At 64.5% G+C, this 26,131-nt stretch carries 25 protein-coding genes and 1 pseudogene; 11 read left to right on the top strand and 15 right to left on the bottom strand.

The features are described 5' to 3' along the window. Positions 1-11: 11 nt before the first annotated feature. Genes QQS38_RS02310 through fghA form a run of 3 tightly spaced genes read left to right on the top strand, consistent with a single transcriptional unit; the run spans position 12 to position 2,573 of the window. Positions 12-1,121 carry an S-(hydroxymethyl)glutathione dehydrogenase/class III alcohol dehydrogenase gene (locus QQS38_RS02310; RefSeq protein ID WP_479643745.1) on the top strand — a complete coding sequence of 370 codons (1,110 nt, stop codon included), beginning with the start codon at positions 12-14 and terminating at the stop codon, positions 1,119-1,121. A 40-nt stretch (positions 1,122-1,161) separates the two neighbouring features. After that, positions 1,162-1,737, top strand: a complete 576-nt coding sequence (gene gfa / locus QQS38_RS02315) for an S-(hydroxymethyl)glutathione synthase (protein ID WP_479643746.1) — start codon at positions 1,162-1,164, stop codon at positions 1,735-1,737. Positions 1,738-1,742: 5 nt separating this feature from the next. Next, positions 1,743-2,573 carry an S-formylglutathione hydrolase gene (fghA, locus tag QQS38_RS02320; RefSeq protein ID WP_479643747.1) on the top strand — a complete coding sequence of 277 codons (831 nt, stop codon included), beginning with the start codon at positions 1,743-1,745 and terminating at the stop codon, positions 2,571-2,573. On the opposite strand, the gene QQS38_RS02325 is transcribed toward fghA, so the two are convergent. The 8 genes from QQS38_RS02325 to QQS38_RS02360 all read right to left on the bottom strand — a co-directional run bounded on the left by QQS38_RS02325 (position 2,552) and on the right by QQS38_RS02360 (position 10,470). Then, entirely contained in the window at positions 2,552-3,316 is a 765-nt protein-coding gene (locus QQS38_RS02325; RefSeq protein WP_479643748.1) for an HAD-IA family hydrolase, read from the bottom strand. The two genes, fghA and QQS38_RS02325, sit on opposite strands and share 22 nt — an antisense overlap. 142 nt (positions 3,317-3,458) lie before the next feature. Further along, positions 3,459-4,505, bottom strand: a complete 1,047-nt coding sequence (gene fba, locus QQS38_RS02330) for a class II fructose-bisphosphate aldolase (RefSeq protein WP_479643749.1) — start codon at positions 4,503-4,505, stop codon at positions 3,459-3,461. Positions 4,506-4,526: 21 nt separating this feature from the next. Then, the gene (gene gph, locus QQS38_RS02335) at positions 4,527-5,192 is read right to left on the bottom strand and encodes a phosphoglycolate phosphatase (protein ID WP_479643750.1); all 666 of its coding nucleotides are present in this window, start codon (positions 5,190-5,192) and stop codon (positions 4,527-4,529) included. Positions 5,193-5,278: 86 nt separating this feature from the next. Continuing rightward, positions 5,279-6,247, bottom strand: coding sequence for a LysR family transcriptional regulator (locus QQS38_RS02340; protein WP_479643751.1), 969 nt, complete (start codon positions 6,245-6,247; stop codon positions 5,279-5,281). A 60-nt stretch (positions 6,248-6,307) separates the two neighbouring features. Further along, complete coding sequence (locus QQS38_RS02345) at positions 6,308-7,120, bottom strand: hypothetical protein (RefSeq protein WP_479644082.1); 813 nt, start codon at positions 7,118-7,120, stop codon at positions 6,308-6,310. After that, a complete protein-coding gene (locus QQS38_RS02350; protein ID WP_479643752.1) occupies positions 7,120-8,013 on the bottom strand; it encodes a substrate-binding domain-containing protein in 894 nt (297 codons plus the stop codon). Before QQS38_RS02350 ends, QQS38_RS02345 begins: the two co-directional genes overlap by 1 nt. 50 nt (positions 8,014-8,063) lie before the next feature. Beyond that, entirely contained in the window at positions 8,064-8,483 is a 420-nt protein-coding gene (locus QQS38_RS02355; RefSeq protein ID WP_479643753.1) for a c-type cytochrome, read from the bottom strand. A 151-nt stretch (positions 8,484-8,634) separates the two neighbouring features. After that, a complete protein-coding gene (locus tag QQS38_RS02360; protein ID WP_479644083.1) occupies positions 8,635-10,470 on the bottom strand; it encodes a methanol/ethanol family PQQ-dependent dehydrogenase in 1,836 nt (611 codons plus the stop codon). A 566-nt stretch (positions 10,471-11,036) separates the two neighbouring features. On the opposite strand from QQS38_RS02360, the gene QQS38_RS02365 reads away from it, so the two are divergent. The 3 genes from QQS38_RS02365 (at position 11,037) to QQS38_RS02375 (ending at position 15,312) form a co-directional block, all read left to right on the top strand. Further along, positions 11,037-11,963, top strand: coding sequence for an NAD(P)-dependent methylenetetrahydromethanopterin dehydrogenase (locus tag QQS38_RS02365; protein WP_479643754.1), 927 nt, complete (start codon positions 11,037-11,039; stop codon positions 11,961-11,963). 441 nt (positions 11,964-12,404) lie between these two features. After that, positions 12,405-12,821 carry a hypothetical protein gene (locus QQS38_RS02370; RefSeq protein WP_479644084.1) on the top strand — a complete coding sequence of 139 codons (417 nt, stop codon included), beginning with the start codon at positions 12,405-12,407 and terminating at the stop codon, positions 12,819-12,821. A gap of 454 nt (positions 12,822-13,275) precedes the next feature. Then, positions 13,276-15,312, top strand: a complete 2,037-nt coding sequence (locus QQS38_RS02375) for a sigma-54-dependent Fis family transcriptional regulator (protein WP_479643755.1) — start codon at positions 13,276-13,278, stop codon at positions 15,310-15,312. A gap of 34 nt (positions 15,313-15,346) precedes the next feature. Here the strand turns inward: QQS38_RS02375 and tkt are convergent, their stop codons facing one another. The 6 genes from tkt to QQS38_RS02405 are packed head-to-tail and all read right to left on the bottom strand — an operon-like array spanning position 15,347 to position 22,459. Next, positions 15,347-17,425 carry a transketolase gene (gene tkt, locus QQS38_RS02380; protein WP_479643756.1) on the bottom strand — a complete coding sequence of 693 codons (2,079 nt, stop codon included), beginning with the start codon at positions 17,423-17,425 and terminating at the stop codon, positions 15,347-15,349. 40 nt (positions 17,426-17,465) lie between these two features. Further along, positions 17,466-18,344 (bottom strand): phosphoribulokinase, encoded by an 879-nt coding sequence (locus QQS38_RS02385; protein ID WP_479643757.1) that lies wholly within the window; start codon positions 18,342-18,344, stop codon positions 17,466-17,468. A gap of 53 nt (positions 18,345-18,397) precedes the next feature. Then, positions 18,398-19,483, bottom strand: a complete 1,086-nt coding sequence (locus tag QQS38_RS02390; protein ID WP_479643758.1) for a class 1 fructose-bisphosphatase — start codon at positions 19,481-19,483, stop codon at positions 18,398-18,400. Between the two features lie 19 nt (positions 19,484-19,502). Further along, positions 19,503-20,480, bottom strand: a complete 978-nt coding sequence (cbbX, locus tag QQS38_RS02395) for a CbbX protein (protein ID WP_479643759.1) — start codon at positions 20,478-20,480, stop codon at positions 19,503-19,505. A 35-nt stretch (positions 20,481-20,515) separates the two neighbouring features. Continuing rightward, entirely contained in the window at positions 20,516-20,947 is a 432-nt protein-coding gene (locus QQS38_RS02400) for a ribulose bisphosphate carboxylase small subunit (protein ID WP_479643760.1), read from the bottom strand. Positions 20,948-20,977: 30 nt separating this feature from the next. Then, positions 20,978-22,459, bottom strand: a complete 1,482-nt coding sequence (locus QQS38_RS02405) for a form I ribulose bisphosphate carboxylase large subunit (RefSeq protein ID WP_479643761.1) — start codon at positions 22,457-22,459, stop codon at positions 20,978-20,980. 391 nt (positions 22,460-22,850) lie between these two features. Here QQS38_RS02405 and pqqA point away from each other — a divergent pair, with 391 nt between their 5' ends. Beyond that, positions 22,851-22,925, top strand: coding sequence for a pyrroloquinoline quinone precursor peptide PqqA (gene pqqA / locus QQS38_RS02410; RefSeq protein WP_008354335.1), 75 nt, complete (start codon positions 22,851-22,853; stop codon positions 22,923-22,925). An 85-nt stretch (positions 22,926-23,010) separates the two neighbouring features. Here pqqA and QQS38_RS02415 read toward each other — a convergent pair whose 3' ends face one another. Next, the gene (locus tag QQS38_RS02415) at positions 23,011-23,634 is read right to left on the bottom strand and encodes an amino acid kinase family protein (protein WP_479643762.1); all 624 of its coding nucleotides are present in this window, start codon (positions 23,632-23,634) and stop codon (positions 23,011-23,013) included. A 501-nt stretch (positions 23,635-24,135) separates the two neighbouring features. On the opposite strand from QQS38_RS02415, the gene QQS38_RS02420 reads away from it, so the two are divergent. The 4 genes and pseudogenes from QQS38_RS02420 to pqqD all read left to right on the top strand — a co-directional run bounded on the left by QQS38_RS02420 (position 24,136) and on the right by pqqD (position 26,129). Next, entirely contained in the window at positions 24,136-24,753 is a 618-nt protein-coding gene (locus tag QQS38_RS02420; RefSeq protein ID WP_479643763.1) for a cytochrome b, read from the top strand. A gap of 13 nt (positions 24,754-24,766) precedes the next feature. Then, positions 24,767-24,947, top strand: a pseudogene (locus QQS38_RS02425) (pyrroloquinoline quinone biosynthesis protein PqqB); the annotation flags it as partial. 154 nt (positions 24,948-25,101) lie between these two features. Then, positions 25,102-25,842: a pyrroloquinoline-quinone synthase PqqC gene (pqqC, locus tag QQS38_RS02430; RefSeq protein WP_479643764.1), complete on the top strand. Its 741-nt coding sequence runs from the start codon at positions 25,102-25,104 to the stop codon at positions 25,840-25,842. Then, a complete protein-coding gene (gene pqqD, locus QQS38_RS02435; RefSeq protein ID WP_479643765.1) occupies positions 25,839-26,129 on the top strand; it encodes a pyrroloquinoline quinone biosynthesis peptide chaperone PqqD in 291 nt (96 codons plus the stop codon). Before pqqC ends, pqqD begins: the two co-directional genes overlap by 4 nt. Positions 26,130-26,131: the final 2 nt, after the last annotated feature.

Raw genomic sequence — 26,131 nt, forward strand, 5'->3', positions numbered from 1 at the left:
AAAGGACTGACATGAAATCACGTGCTGCCGTTGCATTCGGGCCTGGCAAACCCCTCGAAATCGTCGAGATCGACGTCGAGCCGCCGCGTAAGGGCGAAGTGCTCGTGAAGATCACGCACACGGGCGTCTGTCATACCGACGCCTTCACGCTCTCGGGCGACGATCCCGAAGGCATCTTCCCCGCCGTGCTCGGTCACGAAGGCGCCGGCATCGTAGTCCAGGTTGGCGAAGGCGTGACCAGCGTCAAACCTGGCGATCACGTGATCCCGCTCTACACGGCCGAATGCGGCGAGTGTCTCTTCTGTAAAAGCGGCAAAACCAATTTGTGTGTGGCGGTGCGCGCCACCCAAGGCAAGGGCGTGATGCCCGACGGCACGACGCGCTTCAGCTACAACGGCCAGCCGGTCTATCACTACATGGGCTGCTCGACGTTCAGCGAATACACGGTGGTGGCCGAAGTCTCGCTGGCCAAGATCAACCCCGATGCGAATCCCGAACAGGTGTGCTTGCTCGGTTGCGGCGTCACGACCGGATTGGGCGCGGTCAAGAACACCGCCAAAGTGCAAGAAGGCGATTCGGTGGCCGTGTTCGGCTTGGGCGGCATTGGGCTGGCCGTGATCCAAGGCGCCAAGCTGGCCAAGGCCGGCCGCATCTTCGCCATCGATACGAACCCGAGCAAGTTCGACCTCGCACGCGTATTCGGCGCCACCGATTGCGTCAACCCGAAAGACCATGAGAAGCCGATCCAGCAAGTGATCGTGGAGATGACGGGCTGGGGCGTCGATCACAGCTTCGAATGCATCGGCAACGTCAACGTCATGCGCGCGGCGCTCGAATGCGCCCATCGCGGCTGGGGCCAGTCCGTCATCATCGGCGTGGCAGGCGCGGGGCAGGAAATCTCCACGCGTCCGTTCCAACTCGTCACCGGCCGCCGCTGGCTCGGCACCGCGTTCGGCGGCGTCAAGGGGCGCTCGCAGTTGCCGGGCATGGTGGACGACGCCATGGCGGGGAAGATTCAACTCGCACCGTTCGTCACCCACACCAAATCGCTCGCCGAGATCAACGAAGCGTTCGATCTGATGCACGAAGGCAAGTCGATCCGCACCGTCGTTCACTATTGATCGCGAACGACAACAACTGACCCCAACCAGGAGACAGGTCATGACCACGGCAATTCACCCTAGCGTCGACCACGGCATTCAGAAGGGCGCGAGCGATTTCAAAGGCGGCACCTTGCGATGCTCATGCGCAACCGATCCTGTCGAAGTGCGCGTCGATTCGCAAGTCTTGTTCAATCACGCGTGCGGCTGCACGAAGTGCTGGAAGCCCGCCGGCGCCCTGTTTTCCGTCGTGGGCGTGGTGCCCCGCGACAAGGTGACGGTGACGGCGCACGGCGAAAAGCTCAAGATCGTGGACGAATCGGCGCTGATTCAGCGTCATGCCTGCACCGGTTGCGGCAAGCATTTGTTCGGGCGCATCGAGAACAAGGACCACGCGTTCTACGGCCTGGACTTCATTCACACCGAGCTGTCGAAGGACGCAGGCTGGGAAGGGCCCGGTTTCGCCGCATTCGTTTCGTCCATCATCGAAAGCGGCACGCCGCCCTCCGCGATGGCAGACGTGCGCAAGACGCTGCGCGAGAAAGGACTCGAGCCGTACGATTGCCTGAGTCCCGCATTGATGGACCTCTTGGCCGCGCACGCGGCCAAGGCCAAAGGCACCTACCGCGAGGCTTGATCGATATGGAACGCGTTGAGCGACACGTTTGTCATGATGGCTACCAGGAGGTGTGGAAGCATGTCTCCCCCACCCTTCAGTGCGAGATGCGCTTCGGCATTTACTTGCCGAGCGCGGCCTTGCGCGGCCAGCCGTGCCCGGTGCTGTACTGGCTATCCGGTCTCACCTGCACCGAGCAGAACTTCATTACGAAAAGTGGCGCTCAACGCTACGCCGCGGAGCACGGCCTCATCGTCGTCGCACCGGATACGAGCCCTCGCGGCGACGAGGTGGCCGACGATCCGAGCTACGACCTAGGCAAAGGCGCCGGCTTCTACGTCAACGCCACGCGGCAGCCGTGGGCCAAGCATTACCGCATGTACGACTACGTCGTCGACGAGCTGCCGGCGCTGATCGAAGCCCAGTTTCCGGTCACGCAGGCGCGCGCGATCAGCGGACACTCGATGGGCGGACACGGCGCGTTGACCATCGCGCTGCGCAATCCGGCACGCTATCGCAGCGTGTCGGCGTTTTCGCCGATCGTCGCGCCAAGCCAGGTACCTTGGGGCGAAAAGGCGTTCACCGCCTATCTCGGCGACGATCGGCAAGCTTGGAAAGACTACGATGCGGTGGAGCTAGTCAAGGCCGCGGCCGAACGAGTGCCTCTACTGATCGATCAAGGCGGCAGCGACGAATTCCTGGACAAGCAGTTGAAGCCGGAGCTGCTGCGCGCAGCCTGCGACACAGCGGGACACCCGCTGGAACTGAATCTGCGCTCGGGCTACGACCACAGCTACTACTTCATCGCCAGTTTTATCGGCGAGCACATTGCCTATCACGCAAGAGCCTTGCGTTGATCCGCATGCAGGCGCCGCAGCGCGTTTAGATCGACCCACCCCTGCTCCATCTCGGTAATGCCGGGTGGGAGCGGCCGACCCGGGTCGCCCAGGTGAGGCAGCACGCACAGTGCCCCGTCGAAACGCTGCCGCGCGGTGTAGGCCGTGGTTGTAATCAACGTCGGGATACCCGCCGCGCGCGCCGCACGCAGTCCATTCTCCGAATCTTCCAGCGCAAGGCATTCGGCTGCCGGCAACCCGAGTTCGCGCAACGCGGCGTGATACACGTCCGGGGCGGGCTTCTTCACCGGCGCAGTCGAGGCATCGCATACCGCTGAAAACCGTTTGCGCCAGGCGGCCCCGAGCGCCGGGCACAGCAGCGCGTCCAGATTGTCCGGCGTCGTGGTCGTGGCGATCGCGAGCGCCAAGCCGGCCGCGCACGCTTCTTCCATCAAACGCCGGATACCGGGCCGCAGCGGCAACGCGCCGCCGCGCACGCGCTCGACGTAGTAGCGCGTCTTGATCGCATGGATCGCCTCGATGGTTTCGGCGATCGCGCCGCCGGCTGCCTCCTCGGGCTCGACGCAGCGCCAATAATGACCGATGCGCTCCTTGCCGCCTGCCACGTCGAGCAAGCCCGCATAGAGGCGTTCATCCCAGTGCCAGTTCAGACCGACTTCCGAAAACGCGGCGTTGAACGCTTCGCAATGGGCCGCCTCGGTATCGGCCATTGTCCCGTCGACATCGAATATCAATGCTTGCATGCGCCTTTCCTCTCTGCGTGCCGCACCGACACGGTCCCCGCCGTGCGGCTTGTGCGATTCTCGAGCTCGTGGACCGTGCGAGGCACGCGATTGCTTGCCTGCGAATGAAGCGAATCGATTCACGCCGGCCCGCGTCATGGCTTCACCCCAGCGCGCCGTACGACTGCGCCATTCGTTCGAGCGGAACGGGCTTGATCTTGGACGCCTGCCCGCTGCAGCCGAATGCGTCGAAGCGCGCGACGCAAATGCCGCGCGCAGCCTTTTTGGCCGCGGCGAATGCCTTGCGCGGATCGAATTGCTCGGGCTGTTCGGCTAAGAGCTGCCGCATCGCGCCTGTCATCGCGAGGCGAATGTCGGTGTCGATGTTGACCTTGCGCACCCCGCTGCGAATGCCGCGCTGAATCTCTTCGACCGGCACGCCGTATGTTTCCTTGATCTCGCCGCCGAATTGCCGAATGATCTCGAGCCATTCCTGCGGCACCGACGACGAGCCGTGCATCACGAGGTGCGTGCCGGGTATCTGTGCGTGGATCTGCGCGATACGGTCGATCGCTAGAATGTCCCCGCTCGGCTTGCGCGTGAACTTATATGCGCCATGCGAGGTGCCGATGGCTATGGCGAGTGCATCGACGCCCGTGCGTTCAACGAAGTCCTTCGCCTGAGTGGGATCGGTGAGCAGCATGTCGCGCGAGAGCTTGCCCGCTGCGCCCACGCCGTCTTCCTCGCCCGCCTCCCCGGTCTCGAGCGATCCGAGGCACCCCAACTCGCCCTCGACGGATACACCCACCGCATGCGCCATCTCACTCACGGTGCGAGTGACGCGCACGTTGTAGTCGTAGCTCGCGGGCGTTTTCATGTCGTCTTCGAGCGAGCCGTCCATCATCACGCTGGAAAAACCCGAGCGGATCGCGATCTGAGAGACGGCCGGGCTTGCGCCGTGATCCTGATGCAGCACGACCGGAAGGTCGGGATGCGCTTCGATCGCGGCCAGCACCATGTGGCGCAGATACGGTTCGCCCGCGTATTTGCGAGCGCCCGCCGACGCTTGCAGAATGACGGGGCTTTGCGTGTCCTCTGCCGCTTCCATGATCGCCTGGATCTGCTCTAGGTTATTGACGTTGAACGCAGGCACGCCGTAGTCGTGCTCTGCCGCATGGTCGAGCAGTTGGCGCAGTGAAATGAGTGCCATGCAAGTCTCCTGTCGAATGGCTCAATGCAGTGAGACGACGTGTTCGGCCATCTCTGCAATCGAGGCGAACACCCTGTCCGGATGCGCATCCTCGATCGGTTCGCCGTAGTTGTAGCCGTACGGCACCGCCCACGCGGCAACGCCCGCACGATGCGCCGACTCGACGTCGGTGCGCGAATCGCCCAAGTGCGCGACCGCTTGCGCGGGCACGTTCAGGCGGTCGATGCAATAGCGAATGGGCAACGGATGCGGCTTCTTGTAAGGCAGGCTATCGCCGCCCAGTACGACGTCGAAATAGGTATCCAACCCGGCGTTTTCGAGCAGCCGCAGTGCGAACTTTCGCTCCTTGTTCGTGACTACGGCGAGGCGAATATCCGCGGCCCTCAACGTCTCGAGCGCGCTCGGCACGCCTGGATAAGGCTGGGCGCTCGAACCGGCGGTGGCGTCGTAATGCTCGACGAACACGGGCATCACGGCATCGAGCGCGACGACACGATCGACCACGACGCTGGCGAGCACCTCACGCATGAGCGCTTGCATGCCGTTGCCGATGAACCCGGTCACCGCGCCTAGCTCGATCGGCGCGTACCCGTATGCTTGGAGCGTGCGATTGACCGCGAGTGCTATCTCGGGCGCCGTGTCGAACAAGGTGCCGTCCAGATCGAAGGTGATAAGGCGCGCTTTCATCGCCGATATGCCTCCCTAACCCGATGTGAGTCACAAGGTTAAGCGGCGCGATATCCGTTGAACATTCACTTTTTCTTTGCTCTCGATTAAGCGTTCCTAATCGGAAGCGGGTCACGCTCGAGCAAGGGCGTATATTCGCGCAGCAGATACGGTGCGGCCTCGTCGAGTAGGAAGCGGCGAAACACTTTGCAGGTTGGCGATAGCTGCTTCGAACGCATATGAACGATCTGCCAGGTGCGTTCGATCGGCGTGCCGTTCACGTCGAGCAACGCGAGTTCGGCGGTGCGCAATTCCAGTTGAAGGGTATGCAGCGAGATCAGGCTCACGCCCATGCCCGCGATGACGGCCTGCTTGATCGTCTCGTTGCTGCCCAGCGTGACGATCTTCTTCGGAACGAACAGATGCTGCCGGAACATCTCCTCGGCCGCCATGCGCGTGCCCGACCCCGGCTCGCGCAGCAAGAACGTATCGCGGCGCAGCTCTTGCAGATCGAAACGGCGCGCGCTTGCGAGCGGATGATCGCTGGGTGCGATCACCACCTGCGGATGGCTGGCGAGCGGCTCCACGAGCGCATCCAACTCGGCGGGCGGGCGCCCCATCAACGCCAGATCGATGGCGTTGTCCTGCAGCAGGCGCAGCAGCGATTCGCGATTGCCCACCGAGAAATGGATGTCGACTTTTGGATACTGGCGCGAATAGAGCGCGAGCAGTTTCGGGGCGAAATGCGTCGCCGAACTGACGATACCGACCGAGATCGAGCCGCTGTCCGCCAGCTGCAACGACATCATCGCGTCCTCGGCGTCCTTGATTTCGCCCAGGATGCGGCTGGCGTGGTGCGTCAAGCGCTCGCCTGCCTCCGTCAGCATCAGCCGGCGCGCGACGCGCTCGAACAGCGCGAGTCCGATGGCATCCTCGAGCTGGCGAATCTGCATCGATATCGCGGGCTGCGTCAGATGCAGTTCTTCCGCCGCGCGCGCGAAGCTCGCATGGCGGCTCGCGACGATGAAGATTTGCAACTGACGCAAGGTCAGCGAGCGAATGAAGTTGACGGCCATGCGACTCTTCGTTGCGCAGCGGGATCGGGCGAGGCCTGGCCTCGTGCGAGCGACGCGCGTTCAGCGGCTTGCGCGCGGCGCCGCGGGCGTGGCGGCAGGGGTCGATGCGGAGCCGCCCAGCTTGCGCACGGCAGCCTGGAACGTCAGCGTCTCGGTCCTGAGCGGATGCCCGAAATCGCCGTCCGGCCCCGGAACCTCCGTGAGGATTTGCGCGACCTGTCCCGGCAGCGTGTCCGCGATCTCGAAGGTATAGCGCTTGCCCGTATAACGCGCGAATCGTTGCGCATTCGGATCATGAAGGTAGGGCTGCACGACGATGCGCCGGACGGCGACCGATTTGCCGCCGATGCGGCTCATCGCCGCCGTGATCTTCGGCCCCTCGGCCAGCGCCAAGCGCAGGCGCTTTTGGAAATAGCGCCGCTGCCCGCCGGTGAGGGCCGACATTTCGCTGATGTCCCGCTCGAGAAAGTAGAGGATGACGGGGTTGCAAGGCAGCCCTTCGGTCGGCAGCGTGACGGCGCCGCTATGGTCGGACACCTGCGCATCGCCCTTCGTATTGCCCTCGCTATTGACGAGCACGCGGACGGCCTCCGCACCGTTCGCACCGCCGGCGGGTGCCCCTCGTGCACTGCCCTGCGCTTCGCTGCCCGTGGCGGCGATCGCATAGTCGAGCTCCGTTTGCGGTGCGACGCCGCGCATGTGGTCGGTCGTGAAAACCAGTTGCTCGGCAGGCGTGATATCCGGCGACGGCTTCGCCGCGCCCCCAGCGGAGGCCGCGGCATCAGCCGCATGGGCCGTGCCGAGTGCGAACAAGCACACGCCGGCAAGCGCGGCAAGCCGCAACCGGCGCGGCGCGGCGCCGCCCCGCGCCATCATTGCGAACCGCCCGATGCGTGGCTGTCGGCCGATTCGACCGGCCGGAGCAACGGTACGTCATAGCTCGTCAAAATGGCGTCGATTTGGTCCTGATGGCTGCCGATCCACTGATCGATCTTGTCGTGCCATTGCTTCTCGCCGTAGCGCACGCCCATCGAGATTTGATAGTCGAATCGGATATCGTTTTGCGGCGGAAACGGCACGATCCGCACGCTGTCACCGGCCCGCTTCGCAAAGTACCCGGCAATCGGCCCCCAGAGAAAAGCGACGTCGATCGTGCCCGCGGCAAGGTCGCGCTCGACGATCTCCCCGGGATAGACGTGGGTGTCGCCCGATTGAATCTGATACGAGTGCGCTTGGTCGATGAGACCGTTGGTCAGCAACCAGTCGACGGCCGGTGTTTGCGTGAAGATCCCGAAGCGCAGGCGATGAAGCACGTCGGGCGGCAGCTTGAGCAGATCGTCTGGCGTCTTCACGGTCGCGAAGTCAGGCTTGTTCGGCACCACCATCGCATAGGTGGAGCGCAGATACGGATGCGTGGTGGAGGTCAGATCGTAGCCCTTGGGCACCCCGACGACGAGGTCGCACTTGTAGCGCCCGCCATCGGATATTTTCTCGCGCAGCGTGTGGCGAACGAACCCGATGCGCTGCGGGAAATAAGTGAACTCGATCTTGTAGCCGAGATCGTGCGCCATCGCGCTCGCGATCTTGTTTTCGTAGCCTTCGCCCTTGTCGTTCGAAAGCGGCATGTTGTTCGGATCGGCGCATACGCGAAGCACGCCGTCGGCGCCGTCGTTGTTCGGCAGCGCCGGCCCGTCCGCGCGCACGGCGGCGCTCGCGAGCGCCGCGCAGCAAAGCGCGGCGGCCGATAGCGCGACATGCGCGGACATTCGTTTGCTCGCTAGCATCGGAAACCTCCGGATCAGTCGCGGCGCTTGCATCACTCGCTATCCATCAAGGTCAGGTCGCCAGGCTGGATCTTCCCGTCGGACCGGCCCTTCAGATACGTATAGAGATCCTCCCAGTGCTTTTGCATTCTGGGACTCGAACTGAAGTCGGGCATCCCCTTGGCGAGACGGCCGCCGAAGATGGTGCGCTTGAACTCGTTTTCGTCGATGACTTTCAACGCGTCGACCAACGAAGGGCCGACGAGCCCCTGCTGCTGCGCCCCGTGGCAGCGCTCGCAATCGAGCGCGCGCCAGGTATGCCAGCCCTCGAACGTATGCTTGTCGACCTTGTTGCCGTCGACGACCTTGTACGTCACCTGCTGCGCCAGCGCCGGCTGATTCTGAGCAAAGACAACGGGCAAAGCGACGATGGCGCCGATTGTCGTCAGCAACAGGATTGAACGGCCTCTCATACAAACGTCTCCTTCGATGTGTCGTCATGGCCCGCGGCGCTCACCCGTATGAGCGGGCGCGCCGCGGGCGGATACAACTCGTTATTCGTTCGAACGTTGCGGCCGGCCGACGCACCGCCGCCGGTCCCGCGCGCAGCGCTCGTTCATGCCGTCAGCTCTTCCCGGGCAACGCGAACACGAACAACGTGCCGCCCAGCGCCGTGTACTTCGCCAGTTCGCGATAGCCGCCGACGGCGCCCAGGCCTTCGTTGGACTTCTTCAACCCGGCCGCGAGACCGATACCGGCCCAACCGCCGATGCCCGAGTACACGCCCACGTACTGCTTGCCGTCATACTCGTAGGTGAAGACGTTGCCGATGATGCCCGAGGGCGTCTTGAACTTCCAAAGCTCTTTGCCCGTCTTCAGGTCGACCGCTTTCAAATAACCTTCGAGCGTGCCGTAGAAGGCGATGTCGCCCGCTGTCGTCAACGCGCCCGACCACACGGAGAACTTCTCGGGCTTGGACCAGACGATCTTGCCCTTGGCCGCATCCCATGCGATGAAATTGCCCATCGCGTTCTCGACGGTCTTGCCCTGGTTCGCGCCGCCCACGCCGGGGTCCTTCGGGCCCGGGTACATCGAAAGCGTGGCGCCGACGTACGGCTGGCCGGCGGTGTAGTCCACCTCGAACGGCTCGTAGTCCATGCAGACATGGTTCGTCGGCACGAAGAAGAGCTTCGAGTTCGGATCGAACGAAGCCGGCTGCTCATCCTTCGAGCCGAGCGCGGACGGGCAAATGTTCTTCACGTTGTGATCCGCGCCCGCAGCCTGGGTCGAATACGCCACGTTTCGAACGGGCTTGCCGGTCGTCATGTCGATGTGATCGGCCCAATTGACCGCCGGGTCGTACTTCTGCGCGACGAGGAGCTCGCCCGTCGCGCGATTGAGCGTATAGGCGAAGCCGTTGCGGTCGAAGTGAACGATCGCGGGCACCTGCTGCCCTTTGATCGTCAGATCGGCCAAGATCATCTCGTTGACGCCGTCGTAGTCCCACTCATCGTGAGGCGTCATCTGATAGACCCATTTCGCCATGCCCGTGTTCAGGTCGCGCGCGAAGATCGTCATCGACCATTTGTTGTCGCCGGGCCGCTGCGTCGGGTTCCACGTTCCGGGGTTGCCCGATCCGTAGTAGACGAGATTGAGCTTCGGGTCCCACGCATACCAGCCCCACGTGGTGCCGCCGCCAAGCTTCCACTGATCACCCTTCCAGGTCTTCACCGACGAATCTTGGCCAACCGGCATCATCTTGCCGTCGGTCCAAGTCATCGTCTTGTCGGGATCCAACAGGATCTCGTTGTCAGGCCCGGTGCTGTAGGCCGTCCATGCAGGCTTGCCGGTCTTGATGTCGTACGCGATGATACGGCCGCGCACGCCGAACTCGCCGCCCGAAATGCCGGTCAGCACTTTATCGCCGAATACGTGCGGCGCGTTCGTATTCGTCTCGCCCTTCTTCGCATCGCCGTTCTTCGCGGTCCATACGACATCGCCCGTATTCGCGTTGAGCGCGACGAGCGTCGTATCGGCTTGCTGCAAGAAGATCTTTCCGTCGCCATACGCGACCCCGCGGTTAACCGTATCGCAGCACATCACGGACACTGTCTGATCGTCCTGCTGCGGCTGATACATCCACTTGAAGGTCTGATCCTTCAAGCTCACCGCGATGACCTTGTTCGGGTACGGGGAGTGGATGTACATCGTGTCGCCCACGACGAGCGGCGAGCCTTCGTGACCGCGCAACACGCCCGTGGACATCGTCCAAGCCACTTGCATGTTCTTGACGTTCGACGTGTTGATTTGCTTCAGGGGGCTGTAGCGGTGATTGGCGTAATCGCCTGCCTGCGATGCCCAGTTCGCGGGGTTCTTCATCAACCGGTCCAGATCGGGATCCGCGTGTGCCGCGAGTGTCGTGAAGGCCCCTGATGCAAGCATCGCGAGCCCCAGAACCATGGTGCGTAAGTTCATTGCTCCTCCAGAATTTGTCTTGCTGTCTAACTCACGAACGAATGACCCACGCTACCTGATCGCATCGGGCGCGCTCTCTCGAATGCGGGTAACGAATTACGCTGTCGTCCTCTTCGGGGGTAGGCTTGATTGGCGTGAGCAGCCACAACGCACATTCCATGCCGGTGTGCGGTGCCGCAAACCTCGTCGAAACGGGCTTGAACGGACCTGGCCTTTTGGCATGCGCGTGAGCGGCGCAATGTCGGTGCGAGAAACGAAGCAAAGACTCGCGCAAGGCGTTTTCCCGCCGCGGCGCAGCAATGCCGGTCGCGGCCGGGCGCGCCCAGCGCGAGACATATTGTGTCAATTGCGCGATGGCACGCCAGGGTGGTTTGCGCACGGTGCGACAGCGGGGGCGCAGCGCAAGCCCGCGCCTCGGTGCAAGCGCGAGCCGTCGAACCCCTGAAGCCTCGTCTCGCGCGCAGCTCTCCCCCGCGATCCCGCACGCGCCTGGTATAGGACCTGCTTAGCTTCGGCTTGCACGCCAAGCTCAACGACACGAGTCAGCCGTCATGCTAGAAGCCACCGAAAGGCCCTATATCCTGCACATGCTGACGACTGCGCCGCAGATAAGCCCCTTCGACGTCAATATGGCTGCCGATGCGGGCTATCAGATCATCGTCCCTTACTGCAATGTCGAAGCGACGATGGTCATGAGCCTCACGCAGAACGCGATCTTCTCTCGCGGTCCCAAGGGAGTCTCGCGCACGGGCATCTTCATCGGCGGGCGCGACGCGATGCTCGCGGCCGACATGCTCGAGATCGCGCGCACGGCCATGGTGCCGCCGTTCGAGGTCTCCGTCTTCGCCGATCCGAGCGGATCCTATACGACCGCCGCCGCGCTGGTTGCGCTCGCGGAATGTCACTTGAACCGCACCCACGCGATGGAGCTCGGCGGCAAACGCGTGCTGATCCTCGGCGGAACCGGCGCGGTCGGGCGAACCGCCGCGGCCATGGCAGCCTCGCTGGGCGCCGACGTCACCATTGCCAGCCATCATTCGCTCGCGCGCGCGAGACAGGTCAGCGACGAAATCAATGCGCGCCTGGCGATCGTCACGGCCGCGGCGAGCACGGCCTCCGTCACGGAATTGCGCAACGCGCTCGCCGACACCGAAATCCTGCTATCGGCCTCCACCGCCGGCATACAGGTAGCCAGCGCCGACGATCTCGCCCACGCACGACATCTCTTGATCGCCGCCGATGTCAGCGCGGTGGCGCCGGAAGGCATTGCAGGCGTGAACGTCATGAACGACGGCAAGCCGATCGGTTCCAACGGAGACGCCGGGCCAATCGGTATCGGCGCCCTCGCGATCGGCAACGTCAAATATCAGGTGGAGCATCGCTTGTTCGTCCGGATGCGCACCGGCGGCAGCCCTCTCTACCTCGGGTACGCGCAAGCGTTCGACGAGGCGCGCGCCGCCGCGGCCGGGCTAGGCTGAGGGCGCACATTCTGCGCAAGCGCGCCCGTGCGATGGCGCACTGTGTCACTCTGCCGGATCGAGTGCACCGGCCGGTGACCCCTGTGGCCCGACGATGTCGACGCCAAGCGCGCCGCGGCAACCCCGAACGTGCGCAGAGCGCGCTCGCGCGCATCGAGGCTGAAGCCGTCACCGGCGCGGGTCTCGCGGTACGGATACCCTCGGCGATCCCTGCGCCCATCGTGACGTCCAGCGCGGGGTGGCTCGGTCGGGCCGGCCGACTGGCACGGAAACTGTTAGATGGAGCCATCGCGCATCGGCGGTCGAGCGCGCTCGGCGCTCGGCGCACGAGGTTGAGTCGCGCGGCGGCGCCGGCCGACGCGATGAGCGCTCGCCAGTCGCATGAGAAGCTGATGGTCGGCAAGGAGCGGTGCTGTGAGCGAGGAGATCGTGATGAGATTGATGCGTTGCGCCATGACGGCGCTCGGTTGCTTCGCCGCCCTGTCGGCGGCCGTTTCCGCCCCGGCCTGGGCGGCAGGCGACGAGGTAACGAGCGCCAGCGCCAATGCCCGGCCGGCAAACGACTATCCCACGCAAGGCCGCGTGGAATATGTGTTGAGCTGCATGGACGAGAACGGCCACGAGTTCGCGAACGTCTACAAGTGCTCGTGCGTGGTGGACAAGATGGCCGCCGCGCTGACCTACGACCAGTTCGTGGACGAATCGACGTTTGCCCGCTACGCGTCGCTCGGCGGCGAAGGCGGCGCGGAGTTCAGGACCGATCATGCGCGTGCGCGCGGCAAAGCGTTCCAAACGCTTCAGGCAAAGGCGTACCGGGCCTGCGGCATCGGCATGCAGGCCACGACCGCGGCCAAATAACGGGGCTTGCCGCCCTTTGGCTTGCCGCGGCGCACGCCACGGCAAGCGTGTCGCGTCGTGCGCGAGCGCATCGAGCAGCGAGCTAGACGCCCTCGTGCGGGGGCGGCACGCGGGCGCGCCGCGTACGCCCGCCTAATCACCCGCGCCTTGCATGAACCTGAAATTCGTTGCCCCGCGCCCAGCCTCGCTTCGCCTGCCCGGCGTCAGGCAAGCCGAAATCACGCGTACGCGCTCTACCTAATGCGACTTCTTATTGAACAGCAGCGTCATCGAGGGTAAAGTTTTCGCAGTTGGTGCGGCACATCGTTAGCGGTAACAATGCAGCCTTGATTCGAGCCGCCGCACACGCGGGCAAGAGAAACCGTGGTGCAAGGGGACAAACGCTAAGTACAGAGCGGCGAAACGCGGCAACCGCAGCCCGGTTGCGCGAGTCGCACGCCTTGGAGACAACCCCATGTCATTGGTCGCCGACAGCAGCTCGCACGTGCGCGAAGTGCTAGATGTCGTCAATCACCATTCGCATTCGATGAGCGAGTCCGTGGCACAGTCGTGGACGCGCTGCGTCAACGAGTTCCGGCTCGATCCTGGGCGGTTCGTCATGCCTCCCGTGCTGACCGATTACGAATTGACTACGCGCCGGGAGGCCGTGGGCGATTTGATCGCGTGCGCGAAGCTCGAGATGACCACGCTCTATCAACAACTGGCCGACCCGGAACTGGCCGTGGTGCTGGTCGATGCCGATGGGCTGATCGTGCATCAAGTCTCCTCGGTCCCGTTCGCACAGGCCATCGGCGCCGACGGGCTGCGCGTCGGCGCGCTATGGAGCGAACGCGAAGCGGGCACGAACGGCATGGGCACCTGCATCGCCGAGCGCGATTGCATCGCCGTGCGCCAGCACGAACATTTCTTCCCGCGCTATACGTCGCTCACCTGCACTGCCGCGCCGATCTTCGACGAGCGCGGCGAGATTGCCGGCGCGCTGGACGTCACGAGCCGCTCGAAACTGCTGCAGCAACACTCGCTCGTCCTCGTGGGCATGTCTCGTCAGATGATCGAGAACCGGCTCATGAGCGCCCGGTTTCGCGACGTGAACATCATCCAGTTCCACAGCCGGCCCGAATTCGTCGGCACGCTGCACGGCGGGACACTCGCCGTCAACGACGACGGCGTCGTTCTCGCGGCCAACCGCAGCGCGCTGTTCCAACTCGGCCACCGCTCGCTCGACGAGTTGCGCGGCAAGGCGATCAACGAGGCGTTCAACGCCTCGATCGAGGATATGATCGCGCGCAGCATTCGCGGCTCGTTCCATCCGATCACGGTCTACAGCGCGAACGGCACGAACCGCTTCTTCCTCATCGCGCAGACACCGCAGAAAACCAGCGCCGCGCGCACGGCCCGAATCATTGCGCCGCAAACGCCGGCGGCACCGGCCACGCGCCGTCCCGCACGCGAAACGCCCGTCCCCGCGGGCCGGCTCGACAAGATCGCCCATCTCGAGTTCGGCGATCCGCGCATGGCCTCGCAGATCCAACTCGCCGCGCGCGTCATCCAGCGCAAGATTCCGATCATCGTGCGCGGGCAAACCGGCACCGGCAAGGACGTCTTCGCGCAAGCGCTACACAGCATCAGTCCGCTCGCGAACGGGCCGTTCGTGCCCGTCAACTGCGCGTCGCTGCCCGAGAACCTGATCGAGAGCGAGCTGTTCGGCTATCGCGCAGGCGCATTCACGGGCGCGCAGCGCGAAGGGCGGCGCGGGAAGATCGTTCAAGCCAACGGTGGGACGCTGTTCCTCGATGAAATCGGCGACATGCCGCTCGCATTGCAGGCGCGGCTGCTGCGCGTGATCGAATCGCACGAGGTCTCGCCGCTTGGTGCGGAAACGACCGTGAAGGTGGACTTTCAGTTGATCAGCGCGAGCCACCGAAATCTGCTCGAACTCGTGCAGACCGGACAGTTTCGCGAGGATCTCTACTACCGGCTCAAAGGCATCGAGATCAATCTCCCGCCGCTCGCCGAGCGTGCCGACAAGCTGCCACTCATTTTGCATCTGCTCGAACGCGAGACCGAGGAGCCGCCGGAGTTGACGGCCGAAGCGCGGCGCGCCCTGCTCGAGTACGCGTGGCCGGGCAATATCCGTCAGTTGCGTCACATCCTGCAAATGGCGATTGCGCTGTCCGACGGGCAGCCGATCCAATGCGCGCATCTGCCGCCCGAACTGCTACAGGGACAACGCGCGGCGGCGCCCGAGCCCAACGCGGCCCCGCCCGCGCCCGCCCGCGAGCCGCTGCCCCATCTCGCCGAGGATGCCGACATCGCCGGGCTGAACGCGATTCAACTGAACGAACGCGAGACGGTGCTGGCGATGCTCGACGAGCATCGGTGGAATGTGAGCAACGTCGCCAAGGCGCTCGGCATCAGCCGCAACACGCTCTACCGCAAGATGCATCGGCTGCACATCCGCCTATCGCATGACGGCGCCTTCGACGCGTGATGCCGGCGCCGGGGCGCCGGATTGCGCCGAGCCATCACGCTCGCGATGCGGCACGAAGGGCCGCATCGACCACGGCCTCGTGCGTCAGGTTGAAGTAGGCATAGACCGCTGAAGCGGGCGCCGACTCGCCGAACCGGTCGATGCCAACCACCTCTCCTTCGAGTCCGACATACTGCCGCCAGGGCGCCGTCACACCGGCTTCGACGGCGACACGCGGCACGCCCGCCGGCAGCACCGCGTCGCGATACGCAGGCGGCTGAAGATCGAACACGGTCGTCGCCGGCATCGAGACCACGCGCGCCGCGATGCCCTTTTCGGCCAACGGCGCGACGGCCGCCAGCGCGAGCGCGACTTCGGAGCCCGTCGCGATCAGCACGACGCGACGCGCGGTTCGCTCGCCTTGGCCCTCGCGCGCGTGGCCGCCGGGTGCGTCGATCGGCGCCCAGTCGCGCAATACGTAGCCCCCGCGCGCGATCGCATCGACTTGCTCTTGGCTGCGCGCGCAGAACGGCACGGATTGACGCGAGAGCAGCAAGCACGACGGCCCCTCGCGCTGCACCGCGCCAACCCAGGCCTGAGCCGTTTCGACCATATCGCAGGGCCGCCAGACATCCAGCCCGGGGATGAGACGCAAGCTCGCGGCGTGTTCGATCGACTGATGCGTCGGCCCATCTTCGCCGAGCCCTATCGAGTCGTGCGTGAACACGAAGATCGCGCGCGTCTTCATCAGCGCGGCCATCCGCAAAGCGTTGCGCGCGTAGTCGGAGAAGGTCAGGAAGGTCCCGCCGAACGGTAGATGGCCGCCGTGCAGCGCGACCCCGTTGATCACCGCGCTCATGCCGAACTCGCGCACCCCGAAGTGCAGATAGTTGCCCCCTGTCGGGCCATGCTCGCCGCCCTGCACGTCGACGCAAGCGGGCCAGTCCGTCAGGTTCGAGCCCGTCAGGTCGGCCGAGCCGCCGAGCAGTTCGGGCAGCGCCGCCGCCAAGGCGCAGATCGCAATCTGCGAGGCCTTGCGCGTGGCCACCGATTGCGCTGCCTCGTGCGCCGTCTGCACGAGCATGCGCGCGGCGTCGGGCCAGGTCGACGGCAGCGCGCCCGACATACGCCGCTCGAACTCGCCGGCCTCGCGAGGATAGCGCTCGCGATAAGCCGCGAAGCGCTGCGCCCACTGCGCCTCGGCTCGGGCCCCGCGCACGCTCGCGTCCCAGAGCGTGTAGACAGGCTGCGGCACGACGAACGGTGCATGCGGCCAGTTCATCGCGAGGCGCATCGCCGCGACTTCGTCCGCCCCCAAAGGCGCGCCATGCACGTCGTGCGTGCCTGCTTTCGTCGGCGCGCCGCGGCCGATCACGGTCTTGCAACAGATCAGCGTCGGCCAGCTCGCCTCGCGCGCGCTTGCAATGGCGCGATCGACGGCGTCCACGTCGTGACCGTCCACGTCGCGGACGACGTTCCACCCGTATGCCTCGAAGCGCCCCGGCGTGTCGTCGGCGAACCATCGTTGCACATGACCGTCGATGGAAATGCCGTTGTCGTCGTACAGCACGATCAGCTTGGCGAGCCGCAGCGTGCCCGCAAGCGAGCACGCTTCGTGGGAAATACCCTCCATGAGGCACCCGTCGCCGACGAACGCATACGTGTGGTGATCGACGATGCAGTGGCCCGGGCGATTGAACTCACGAGCGAGCAGCGCCTCGGCCAGCGCCATGCCGACCGCATTCGCAAGTCCCTGCCCGAGCGGCCCCGTCGTCGTTTCGACGCCGGGCGTCACCCCGGCTTCGGGATGACCAGGCGTCAAGCTGTGCAGTTGCCGGAAACGCTCGAGTTCGTCGAGCGGCAACGCATAGCCGCTCAAATGCAGCACGGCGTAGAGCAGCATCGAGCCATGGCCGTTCGAGAGCACGAAGCGATCTCGATCGACCCACCTCGGATTGCGCGGGTTGTGCCGCACATGCCGATCCCAAAGCGCGACGGCAATTTCAGCCATCCCGAGCGGCATCCCGGGGTGGCCCGAGCCCGCCGCCTGCACGGCATCGACCGCGAGCATGCGTAGTGCATTGGCCATGAGGGCGGTATCTGACGACGGCAAACTTTCCACTGCGGCATTCATCGGCGTGTCTCCTGGTGTCGGATCGGGGCGCATCGCATGCTCACGCGCGTGCGCGCCGATCCATCAATTGAAGAATCATCGGCGTGAAGATCAGTTGCATCGCCAGTCCCATTTTTCCGCCGGGCACGACGATCACGTTCGGCCTCGACATGAACGAGTCGTGCAGCATCGTCAGCAGGTATTGAAAGTCGATGCCCCTCGGCCGCGCGAAGCGGATCACGACGAAGCTCTCGTCGGGCTGCGGAATCTCGCGGGCGATGAACGGGTTCGACGTGTCGACCGTCGGCACGCGCTGAAAATTCACGTGCGTGCGAGAGAACTGAGGGCAGATGTGATTCACGTAGTCGGGCATCCGGCGCAGGATCGTATCGACCACCGCCTCGTGCGAGTAGCCGCGCAGGGTCTGGTCGCGATGCAGCTTCTGGATCCATTCGAGATTGATGATCGGCACCACGCCGACGAGCAGGTCCGCATGCCGTGCAACGTCGATCTCGACATCCGCGACCACGGCAGCCCCGTGCAACCCCTCGTAGAAGAGCAAGTCCGTGCCGGCGGCGATCTCCTGCCAGGGGGTGAAGGTGCCGGCTTCCTGGCCGAATTGCGCGGCCTCTGCTTCGTCATGGACGTAGTGCCGGTAACGCCCACAGCCTTCACGCCCGTAGCTCGCGAACAACTCCTCCAACTCCCGAAGCAAATTGGCCTCCGGCCCGAAGTGGCTGAAGTCGCGCTTGCCGTCGCGCTCGTGCTCTTGCATCGCCGCACGCATCCCCGCACGATCGTAGCGGTGGAACGCATCGCCTTCGACGATCTGCGCGTCGATGCCCTCGCGCCGAAAGATATGCGTAAAGCTCTTCATGACGGTCGTCGTGCCGGCGCCGCTCGAGCCGGTCACGGCAATGATCGGATGCTTGACGGACATGCGTTCAGTCTCCGGTGTAGTCGTTGGAATCGGCGCCGCTCGGTGAGGCGCGCTCAGGCAGGGGTCTCGGGCAAGAACAACGAACGCGGATGAAACAGCGGCGAAGTGAACGGCTTGTCCTCGCCGCGATCGAATTCGCCGTGATAGCGCGCAATCCGCTCCACTTCGATGCGCGAGCCGAGAATCACGGGCACGCGCTCGTGCAGTGCGCGCGGCACGACATCGAGAATGCGCTCGCGTCCCGTCGTTGCCGCTCCCCCCGCCTGCTCGATCAGAAAGCTCATCGGATTGGCCTCGTATAGCAGCCGCAGCCGGCCCGGCATCGACGGCGTCTTGAAGTCGCGCGGGTACATGAACACACCGCCTCGCATCAAGATGCGATGCACCTCCGCGACCATCGACGCAATCCAGCGCATGTTGAAATCGCGCCCCCGGCAGCCCGTGCGGCCGTCCTTGCACTCCTGGACATAGCGCCTGACGGGCGCTTCCCAGAAGCGCTCGTTCGACGCATTGATGGCGAACTCGCTCGTCTCCACGGGGATGCGGATGTCCGAATGCGTAAGCACGAAATTGCCGACGTCGCGCTCGAGCGTGAAGCCATGCGTGCCGTTGCCGACGGAGAGGACCAGCATCGTCGACGGTCCGTAGACGGCATAGCCGGCCGCGACCTGATCGTGGCCAGGGCGCAGGAAGCCGGCCTCGTCGCTCGAGCCGTCTGTCGAACGCAAGACCGAAAAGATCGAGCCGACGATTCCGTTGATGTCGATGTTCGACGAGCCGTCGAGCGGATCGAACGCGAGCAGATACTCGCCGCGCGGATATTTGGATGGGATCGCATAGACAGTCTCCATTTCCTCGGAGACCATCGCGGCGAGCAGACCGTCCCACTCGCAGTGCTGGACGAAGATCTCGTTGGTGGCCACATCGAGCTTCTGTTGCTGCTCGCCGTGCGAATTGACCGATTGCGCACAGCCGTAATTGCCGCCGAGCGCGCCGCGCGTGAGCGTCGAAGCAATCGTCTTGATCGCAGCGGCCACGTCGATCAACAAGGCAGACAGGCCGGCTGCCGCAACCGGGGACGGCTGGCGATCGAGCGTATCGATCAGGAACTTCGAAAGGGTCGTACGTCCGTCTTGCATGGCGCTCTCCTGCTGCTATTCAAATCCGGTGTCCGAGCGGCGGCGCGCCGGCGTGCACGGCCCGCTGCGCAGCGGCATGCTCCGGCTCGTCGGGATCCTCGCCCTGCGCGGCGAACACACGGCTCGCGCGAATGTCGGCGGCGGCTAGCTGCATCAGCAGCGCGCTCGAGACCGGTGCACCGCTCGCCAGCGACGCCGCAAACAGACGCCGCGCCTGCCTGAGCCGCGCACGATCGAGCGCGTTGCGCACAGAGCGCGCGTTGGCGAAGTTCGGTTGAGCCTTGCGCCGCGCAATGTAGTCTGCAAACGCCTCGCGTGCCGCGTCGTCGAAGCGGTAGTGCATCGTCTCCAGCATGCGCTCGGCAATCGCAATCAGTTCGCACGCCTCGTAGTCGGGAAATTCGATGTGATGGGCGATGCGCGAGCGCAGACCCGGGTTGCTTTGAAAGAAGGTATCCATGCGCGCGGCGTAGCCGGCCAGGATCACCACCAGGTCGTCCCGCTGGTTTTCCATCGTCTGCAGCAGGATTTCGATGGCCTCCTGGCCGTAATCGCGTTCGTTCTCGGGGCGGTAAAGGTAGTAGGCCTCGTCGACGAAGAGCACGCCGCCCATGGCGCGCTTGAGCACGTCGCGCGTCTTGGGCGCCGTGTGGCCGATGTACTGGCCCACGAGATCGTCTCGTGTGACCGACACGAGATGATTGCGGCGGATGTAGCCGAGCCGGTGCAGCACCTCGGCCATGCGCAGCGCGACCGTGGTCTTGCCGGTGCCGGGGTTGCCCGAGAAGCACATGTGCAGCGTGGGCGCGCCGCTCGCAAGGTCCAGTTGCCTGCGCGCCCGATCGACGATGAGCAAGGCTGCGATCTCGCGAATGCGCGTCTTCACGGGCACGAGGCCCACGAGATCGCGATCGAGGTCGTCCAGCACCTCGGCGATGCCCGAATCGCGGTACAGCCCCGCTAGATCTACGCTGCTCGCGCAATCGGCTGATGCCATCGCATCCTCCCGTGGGTGGGGACTCTCGGTCGTGTTCATCGGTCTGTGTCCGCGTAGCGCTCGCCAGCGGGAGCGTTCGTTGCGTAACTCGTCATCGAGTAGTGCTGCACGCGGCCGCGGCCTTCGGTTCTACTCAAGCGAAAGCCGGGCTCCACGGCGGGCCGATTCACGATGAACGACAGGCGCATCGTCTCGAAACCGCGCACGGAATCGAACGCGTTGACCTTGATGTAAAGATTCGGATAGGTGGTACGGCAGGCCCGCACCTCTTGCACGACGCCGGCCGCATCGCGCAGATCGAACATGGGCAGCCCCCACATCTCCCAGTAGATGTTGCGCGGGTGCGGGTCGTCGGTGAATTCCACCGAGCAGGCCCAGCCCTGACCCAGTGCATAGTCGACCTGGGCGGCGATCTCCTCGTCGGTCAGATCGGGCAAGAACGAAAACGTCCCTTGTGTGATTCGCATGGCAATGACCTCCTGTGGGTTCGGTGCGCTTCAGGCGACGCTCGGCGTGACCGCGAAATCGGGCGTATCGGTCGATGCATAGTTGAAGGTCACGTCCTTCCATACGTCGAGCGCCTGCTTGAGCGGTGTGCAAAAGCGCGACGCCGCCTCGAGAATCTCCGGCCCTTCGTTCGCGATGTCACGCCCTTCGTTGCGGGCTTTGATCATCGCCTCGAGCGCCACGCGGTTGGCGATGGCCCCGGCCTGAATACCGGCCGGATGACCGATCGTGCCGCCGCCGAACTGCAGGATCGCGTCGTCGCCGAAGAGATCGACGAGCTGGTGCATCTGCCCCGCATGGATGCCGCCCGAGGCCACCGGCATCACCTTGCGCAGGCCCGCCCACGGCTGCTCGAAGAAGAGCCCGCGCGTGAGGTCGGCCGCATTGTGCGATTCGCGGCACACGTTGTAATAGCCCTGCACCGACAACGGATCGCCTTCGAGCTTGCCGACGGCAGTGCCGGCATGAACGTGATCGACGCCGGCCATGCGCACCCACTTCGCGATGACACGGAACGAGATGCCGTGATTGCGTTGCCGCGTGTAGGTGCCGTGCCCGGCGCGGTGCAGGTGAAGAATCATGTCGTTGCGCCGCGCCCAACGCGACATCGACTGAATGGCCGTCCATCCGATCACGAGGTCGATCATGACGATGCACGAACCGAGCTCTTTCGCGAATTCGGCGCGCTCGTACATGTCTTCGATCGTCCCCGCGGTCACGTTCAGGTAATGCCCTTTCACCTCGCCCGTCTCGGCCTGTGCCCGGTTCACTGCCTCCATCGCGAACAGAAAGCGATCGCGCCAATGCATGAACGGTTGCGAGTTGATGTTCTCGTCGTCTTTCAGAAAATCGAGGCCGCCCTTGAGTCCTTCGTAGACGACGCGCCCGTAGTTCTTGCCCGAGAGACCGAGCTTGGGCTTCACCGTCGCGCCAAGCAGCGGGCGGCCGTATTTGTCGAGCCGCTCGCGCTCGACGACGATGCCCGTGGGCGGACCCTGAAACGTCTTCAGATAAGCAACGGGTATGCGCATGTCCTCGAGACGCAGCGCCTTCAACGGCTTGAAGCCGAATACGTTGCCGATGATCGAAGCCGTCAGGTTCGCGACCGATCCTTCCTCGAACAGATCGAGTTCATAAGCGATGTACGCGAAATACTGCGGCTCGGCGCCCGGCACGCCGGGCACCGGTTCGATCCGGTATGCCTTCGCGCGATACATGTCGCATGCCGTGAGCCGGTCGGTCCAGACGACGGTCCAGGTGGCCGTCGACGATTCGCCGGCGACAGCGGCGGCCGCTTCCTCCGGTTCGACGCCCGGCTGCGGGGTGATGCGAAAGAGCGCGATGACGTCGGTGTCCTTCGGCGCGTAGTCGGGCTGCCAGTAGCCCATCTCGCGGTACTTCAGCACGCCCGCGGCATAACGCTCGCGCGGCGTGCGGGCCGGCTGCACGGCTGCCCTGCTGAAATCGTTCATGGCCTGTCCTCGGGAGTTGACCTGGATGCGTCTCGATGGGAAACGAAACGCGTGATGTCATCGTATGCAGGCCGATACCCGTTGAATATTCACGATTTCATTCTCGAGACTTAACGGATGACTTATCGATTGCAGGTCGCGAATGCCCAGTGCGCGATGTGCGAGCCCGCGCTTGGAACAGGGGGTGCGTGGCACACTTTGCTGCGTTTTCGCGACAGTGATGCGCAGGCTGCGGTCGTTCGCGTCTCACGTAAGACGCATTCGGCGCGAGCGCGCGCATGGCGTATATCTCGGCACGGAGCTTGCATCATTCGCACGCCGATCGGCGACCGGCACGGCGTCGGCGCCGCCGACGGCGACTTCTTCGAACGACTGGATGGAGGAACGATCGATGCAATGGACGACACCTAGCTTCACCGACATGCGTTTCGGCTTCGAAATCACGATGTACATTGCAACGCGTTAAGCGGTAACGGGCTGCCCCCGGGCGCCCGTAGCGCAATGCCGGCCGAACCGGTATGCGCAACGAAGGGCCGAGCGGCCCATCGCCGCTAACGTCCCGCACCGCCCGGCTGGTTGCCGGCCCATGAGGCCGGCACGTTCAAGAGACGATCGCGCATCAGCGCGATGTTGTCCTTGCTGAAAAGCTCGACCACGTAATTGGCGTCGCTGACGTAGCCGACGAAGCGCCGGTCGACTACGCCGCTGCTCGCATGCGATTCGAGCGGCTCGGCCGGATCGATCGCGCACGCCTTCACGAGCGTGAGCCGCTCGGCATTGAGCATCGTCGAAAGCCATGCGGCGAGGCTGTCCGATGTCGCATCCCAGTTGCTCATCGCATCGGGCGTATCGCACATGAGCGCCGTCGGCACCCATACGGCCACGCGCCCGTCGTGCAATGCGCGCCGGATCTTGGCCTCGCTCGAGGCAAGCACGAGTTCCGGCACGAGACCTTGCATCAGCACCGCATACTGGGCGATGGCGAGCAAACACATGTTGTGCGCGGCAAGCTCGCCCAAGCGCCATTCGGCCTGGTACTGCCGCACCTTGTCCACGAAATCGCCGCCGCCCGGAACGATCACCACGCGTCCCCCACCTACTTCGGCAAGCTCGGTAAGCCAATTGCGCAGCGCCGGCTCGTGACTGAGGCCGCCCCCGATCTTCACCACCCACATACCGTTGTCCTCGCATGGTTCGATCCGTCCTCGCGGCTTAGTTTCTTTCCGCTGCGCCGCATGCCCGCACATGCCGGGGCTACGCCGTTCAACGCCAAGACTGCTTCGTCGGAGCGCGCGGCCCGCACGGCACAGGCAGTGCCCCGGGCCCGCCTGTGCACGTCGTGGCGCTGAACCACACAAGTTCCATGCCATTGGAGCACGCCCCGCGCGGGCGTAAGCGAGAGGCACCCCGGACGTGCCTCGTCGGGGTCGCGCCGGTGACACTGTGCGCCAGCAAGATAAACAGTCTGTTCGGTAAAACGCGCGCGAAACGCGGCGACCGCTAGCACCTTGGCGCGACGCATGGAAGCGCCGCAGTCGGCATAGACCTTGCTCTAAGGGCTGTTCACGCCAATTCGGGCTTGCGCGAGCCACCGGCAAGGCCGAGCGCAAGCAATGCGACGAAGGCAATGCCCGGCGTCTCCACGAGGCGCATGAAAGCGGCGATCGGAGACAGTCATGACTACGACCCACTCGCGCGCTGCGCGAGCGCAAGCGGTGCGGCGCGAATCGCCCGTAGCGGCCACGCGCTTCGCGACTTCGCTGATCGTTTTGCACTGGCTGATCGCACTCGCGATCATCGCGCTGCTCGCGCTCGGGCTCTATATGGTCGGCCTGCCGAAAGGTTTGCCCATCAAAGCGACGCTGATCAATCTGCACAAGTCGCTCGGGCTCACGGTTTTCCTGCTTGTGCTTATCCGCATTGCCGTACGCGCGGCCGTGACCCGGCCGCCGCTACCGCCGATGCGGCCGTGGCAACGCGCCGCCGCGCGCACGACGCAGGCTTTTTTATACGTCGGGATGGTTGCATTGCCGGTGACCGGATACCTGGGATCGTCGTTCAACAAATACGGCGTACGCTTCTGGGGCCTCGCGCTGCCGGCATGGGGACGCGATGATCCCTTTTTTCGCGGCCTCTTTTTCGGCGCCCATCAGGTGCTCGCTTATGCGATGATCGGGTTCGTCGTCCTTCATATCGCGGGTGCGCTCAAGCACGAATTCATCGATCGCGATGCGCTGCTCGCCACCATGCTGCCGCGGCGAACGAACGCCAAGGCCCGGAGGCGGCGCTCATGAGGAATTGCCCCGCATGAAGATCAAGGTGCTCGGCTCATCGGCGGGCGGCGGGTTCCCGCAATGGAATTGCAACTGCCGCAACTGCGACGGCCTGCGTCGCGGCACGATCAAGGCGCGGCCGCGCACGCAATCGTCGATCGCCGTCAGCGCCGACGGTGAAAACTGGCTGCTCATCAACGCCTCGCCCGATTCTGCTCGAGGACGGAGCCGAACGGCGCATATTGACCGAGCACGGCATCGAGGTCGCCGAGGACGGCATGGCGTTCGAGCTGTGACTGCATGCCGGCGAGCGGACGAGCCCGGTGGCCGGAGCCGCAACGCGAGACGGTTCTGAGGAGACGAGACTCGATGACGATCGACGACTGCTTAGGCACCGCGCCCGTACGCCAGCCCGACCCGGCCCAGCCGGCATTGACGCGTGAAGCGTTCGAGGCGGCGCTGCGCGCGAAAGGCGCCGGCTATCATATCCACCACCCGTTCAACGTGCGGCTCAATTCGGGCGGCGCTTCTTCAGAGCAAATTCGCGGCTGGGTCGCCAACCGCTTCTACTATCAGATCAACATCCCGATCAAGGATGCGGCGATCATCTCGAACTGCCCCGATCGCGAGACGCGCCGCCAGTGGGTCACACGCATTCTCGATCACGACGGCTACGGCGAGAACGCGGGCGGCATCGAAGCGTGGTCGCGCCTCGGGCAGGCGGTCGGACTGACACGCAGCGCGCTCTGGTCGCTCGAGCACGTGAGCCCGGGCGTTCGCTTCGCCGTCGATGCCTACGTCAACTTCACGCGGCGCGCACCCTGGCAAGAGGCGGTCTGCTCGTCGCTGACCGAGATGTTTGCGCCGCAGATCCACAAGGATCGCTTGGCTTCGTGGCCGCAGCATTATCCGTGGATCGACGCCGAAGGCCTCGCCTACTTTCGCTCGCGCATTCCGCTTGCGCAGCGAGACATCGACCATGGTCTGAAAGTGACGCTCGACCATTTCACGCGGCGCGACCAGCAGGAGCGTGCGTTGACGATCCTACAGTTCAAGCTCGACATTCTATGGTCGATGCTCGACGCCATCGAGAAGGCATATCCAGCATGAATACCGACTCGCCAGCGCCCAAGGCCGGCGCGCACGATACGCCTGTCCGGCTCAAACCGCTCTTTCGCTTGCAGTGGGAGAGTGCGCAAAACGCGCATGTGCTGCTCTACCCCGAAGGGATGGTCAAGCTCAATCAGAGTGCGGCTGAAATCCTGAAGCGCTGCGACGGCACGCGTTCGCTCGACGCGTTGATAGCCGAGCTCGAACGTGCATTCAATACGACCGGCATCGGCGACGAAGTGCGTGCGTTCGTGGCTCAAGCGCGATCGCGCGGCTGGCTGGAGTAGCG

Source organism: Trinickia sp. Z7, from assembly GCF_056498045.1.

Excerpts from the sequence above, each read along its gene's own strand:
- gph (WP_479643750.1), bottom strand. The coding sequence starts at position 5,192 with ATGAAAGCGCGCCTTATCACCTTCGATCTGGACGGCACCTTGTTCGAC.
- QQS38_RS02375 (WP_479643755.1), top strand. The coding sequence starts at position 13,276 with ATGTCATTGGTCGCCGACAGCAGCTCGCACGTGCGCGAAGTGCTAGAT.
- QQS38_RS02350 (WP_479643752.1), bottom strand. The coding sequence starts at position 8,013 with ATGTCCGCGCATGTCGCGCTATCGGCCGCCGCGCTTTGCTGCGCGGCG.
- QQS38_RS02310 (WP_479643745.1), top strand. The coding sequence starts at position 12 with ATGAAATCACGTGCTGCCGTTGCATTCGGGCCTGGCAAACCCCTCGAA.
- cbbX (WP_479643759.1), bottom strand. The coding sequence starts at position 20,480 with ATGGCATCAGCCGATTGCGCGAGCAGCGTAGATCTAGCGGGGCTGTAC.
- pqqD (WP_479643765.1), top strand. The coding sequence starts at position 25,839 with ATGAATACCGACTCGCCAGCGCCCAAGGCCGGCGCGCACGATACGCCT.
- pqqC (WP_479643764.1), top strand. The coding sequence starts at position 25,102 with ATGACGATCGACGACTGCTTAGGCACCGCGCCCGTACGCCAGCCCGAC.
- fghA (WP_479643747.1), top strand. The coding sequence starts at position 1,743 with ATGGAACGCGTTGAGCGACACGTTTGTCATGATGGCTACCAGGAGGTG.
- QQS38_RS02415 (WP_479643762.1), bottom strand. The coding sequence starts at position 23,634 with ATGTGGGTGGTGAAGATCGGGGGCGGCCTCAGTCACGAGCCGGCGCTG.
- QQS38_RS02325 (WP_479643748.1), bottom strand. The coding sequence starts at position 3,316 with ATGCAAGCATTGATATTCGATGTCGACGGGACAATGGCCGATACCGAG.
- QQS38_RS02405 (WP_479643761.1), bottom strand. The coding sequence starts at position 22,459 with ATGAACGATTTCAGCAGGGCAGCCGTGCAGCCGGCCCGCACGCCGCGC.
- QQS38_RS02360 (WP_479644083.1), bottom strand. The coding sequence starts at position 10,470 with ATGGTTCTGGGGCTCGCGATGCTTGCATCAGGGGCCTTCACGACACTC.
- QQS38_RS02340 (WP_479643751.1), bottom strand. The coding sequence starts at position 6,247 with ATGGCCGTCAACTTCATTCGCTCGCTGACCTTGCGTCAGTTGCAAATC.
- tkt (WP_479643756.1), bottom strand. The coding sequence starts at position 17,425 with ATGAATGCCGCAGTGGAAAGTTTGCCGTCGTCAGATACCGCCCTCATG.
- QQS38_RS02420 (WP_479643763.1), top strand. The coding sequence starts at position 24,136 with ATGACTACGACCCACTCGCGCGCTGCGCGAGCGCAAGCGGTGCGGCGC.
- QQS38_RS02365 (WP_479643754.1), top strand. The coding sequence starts at position 11,037 with ATGCTAGAAGCCACCGAAAGGCCCTATATCCTGCACATGCTGACGACT.
- QQS38_RS02370 (WP_479644084.1), top strand. The coding sequence starts at position 12,405 with ATGCGTTGCGCCATGACGGCGCTCGGTTGCTTCGCCGCCCTGTCGGCG.
- fba (WP_479643749.1), bottom strand. The coding sequence starts at position 4,505 with ATGGCACTCATTTCACTGCGCCAACTGCTCGACCATGCGGCAGAGCAC.
- gfa (WP_479643746.1), top strand. The coding sequence starts at position 1,162 with ATGACCACGGCAATTCACCCTAGCGTCGACCACGGCATTCAGAAGGGC.
- QQS38_RS02355 (WP_479643753.1), bottom strand. The coding sequence starts at position 8,483 with ATGAGAGGCCGTTCAATCCTGTTGCTGACGACAATCGGCGCCATCGTC.
- QQS38_RS02400 (WP_479643760.1), bottom strand. The coding sequence starts at position 20,947 with ATGCGAATCACACAAGGGACGTTTTCGTTCTTGCCCGATCTGACCGAC.
- QQS38_RS02390 (WP_479643758.1), bottom strand. The coding sequence starts at position 19,483 with ATGCAAGACGGACGTACGACCCTTTCGAAGTTCCTGATCGATACGCTC.
- QQS38_RS02345 (WP_479644082.1), bottom strand. The coding sequence starts at position 7,120 with ATGGCGCGGGGCGGCGCCGCGCCGCGCCGGTTGCGGCTTGCCGCGCTT.
- QQS38_RS02385 (WP_479643757.1), bottom strand. The coding sequence starts at position 18,344 with ATGTCCGTCAAGCATCCGATCATTGCCGTGACCGGCTCGAGCGGCGCC.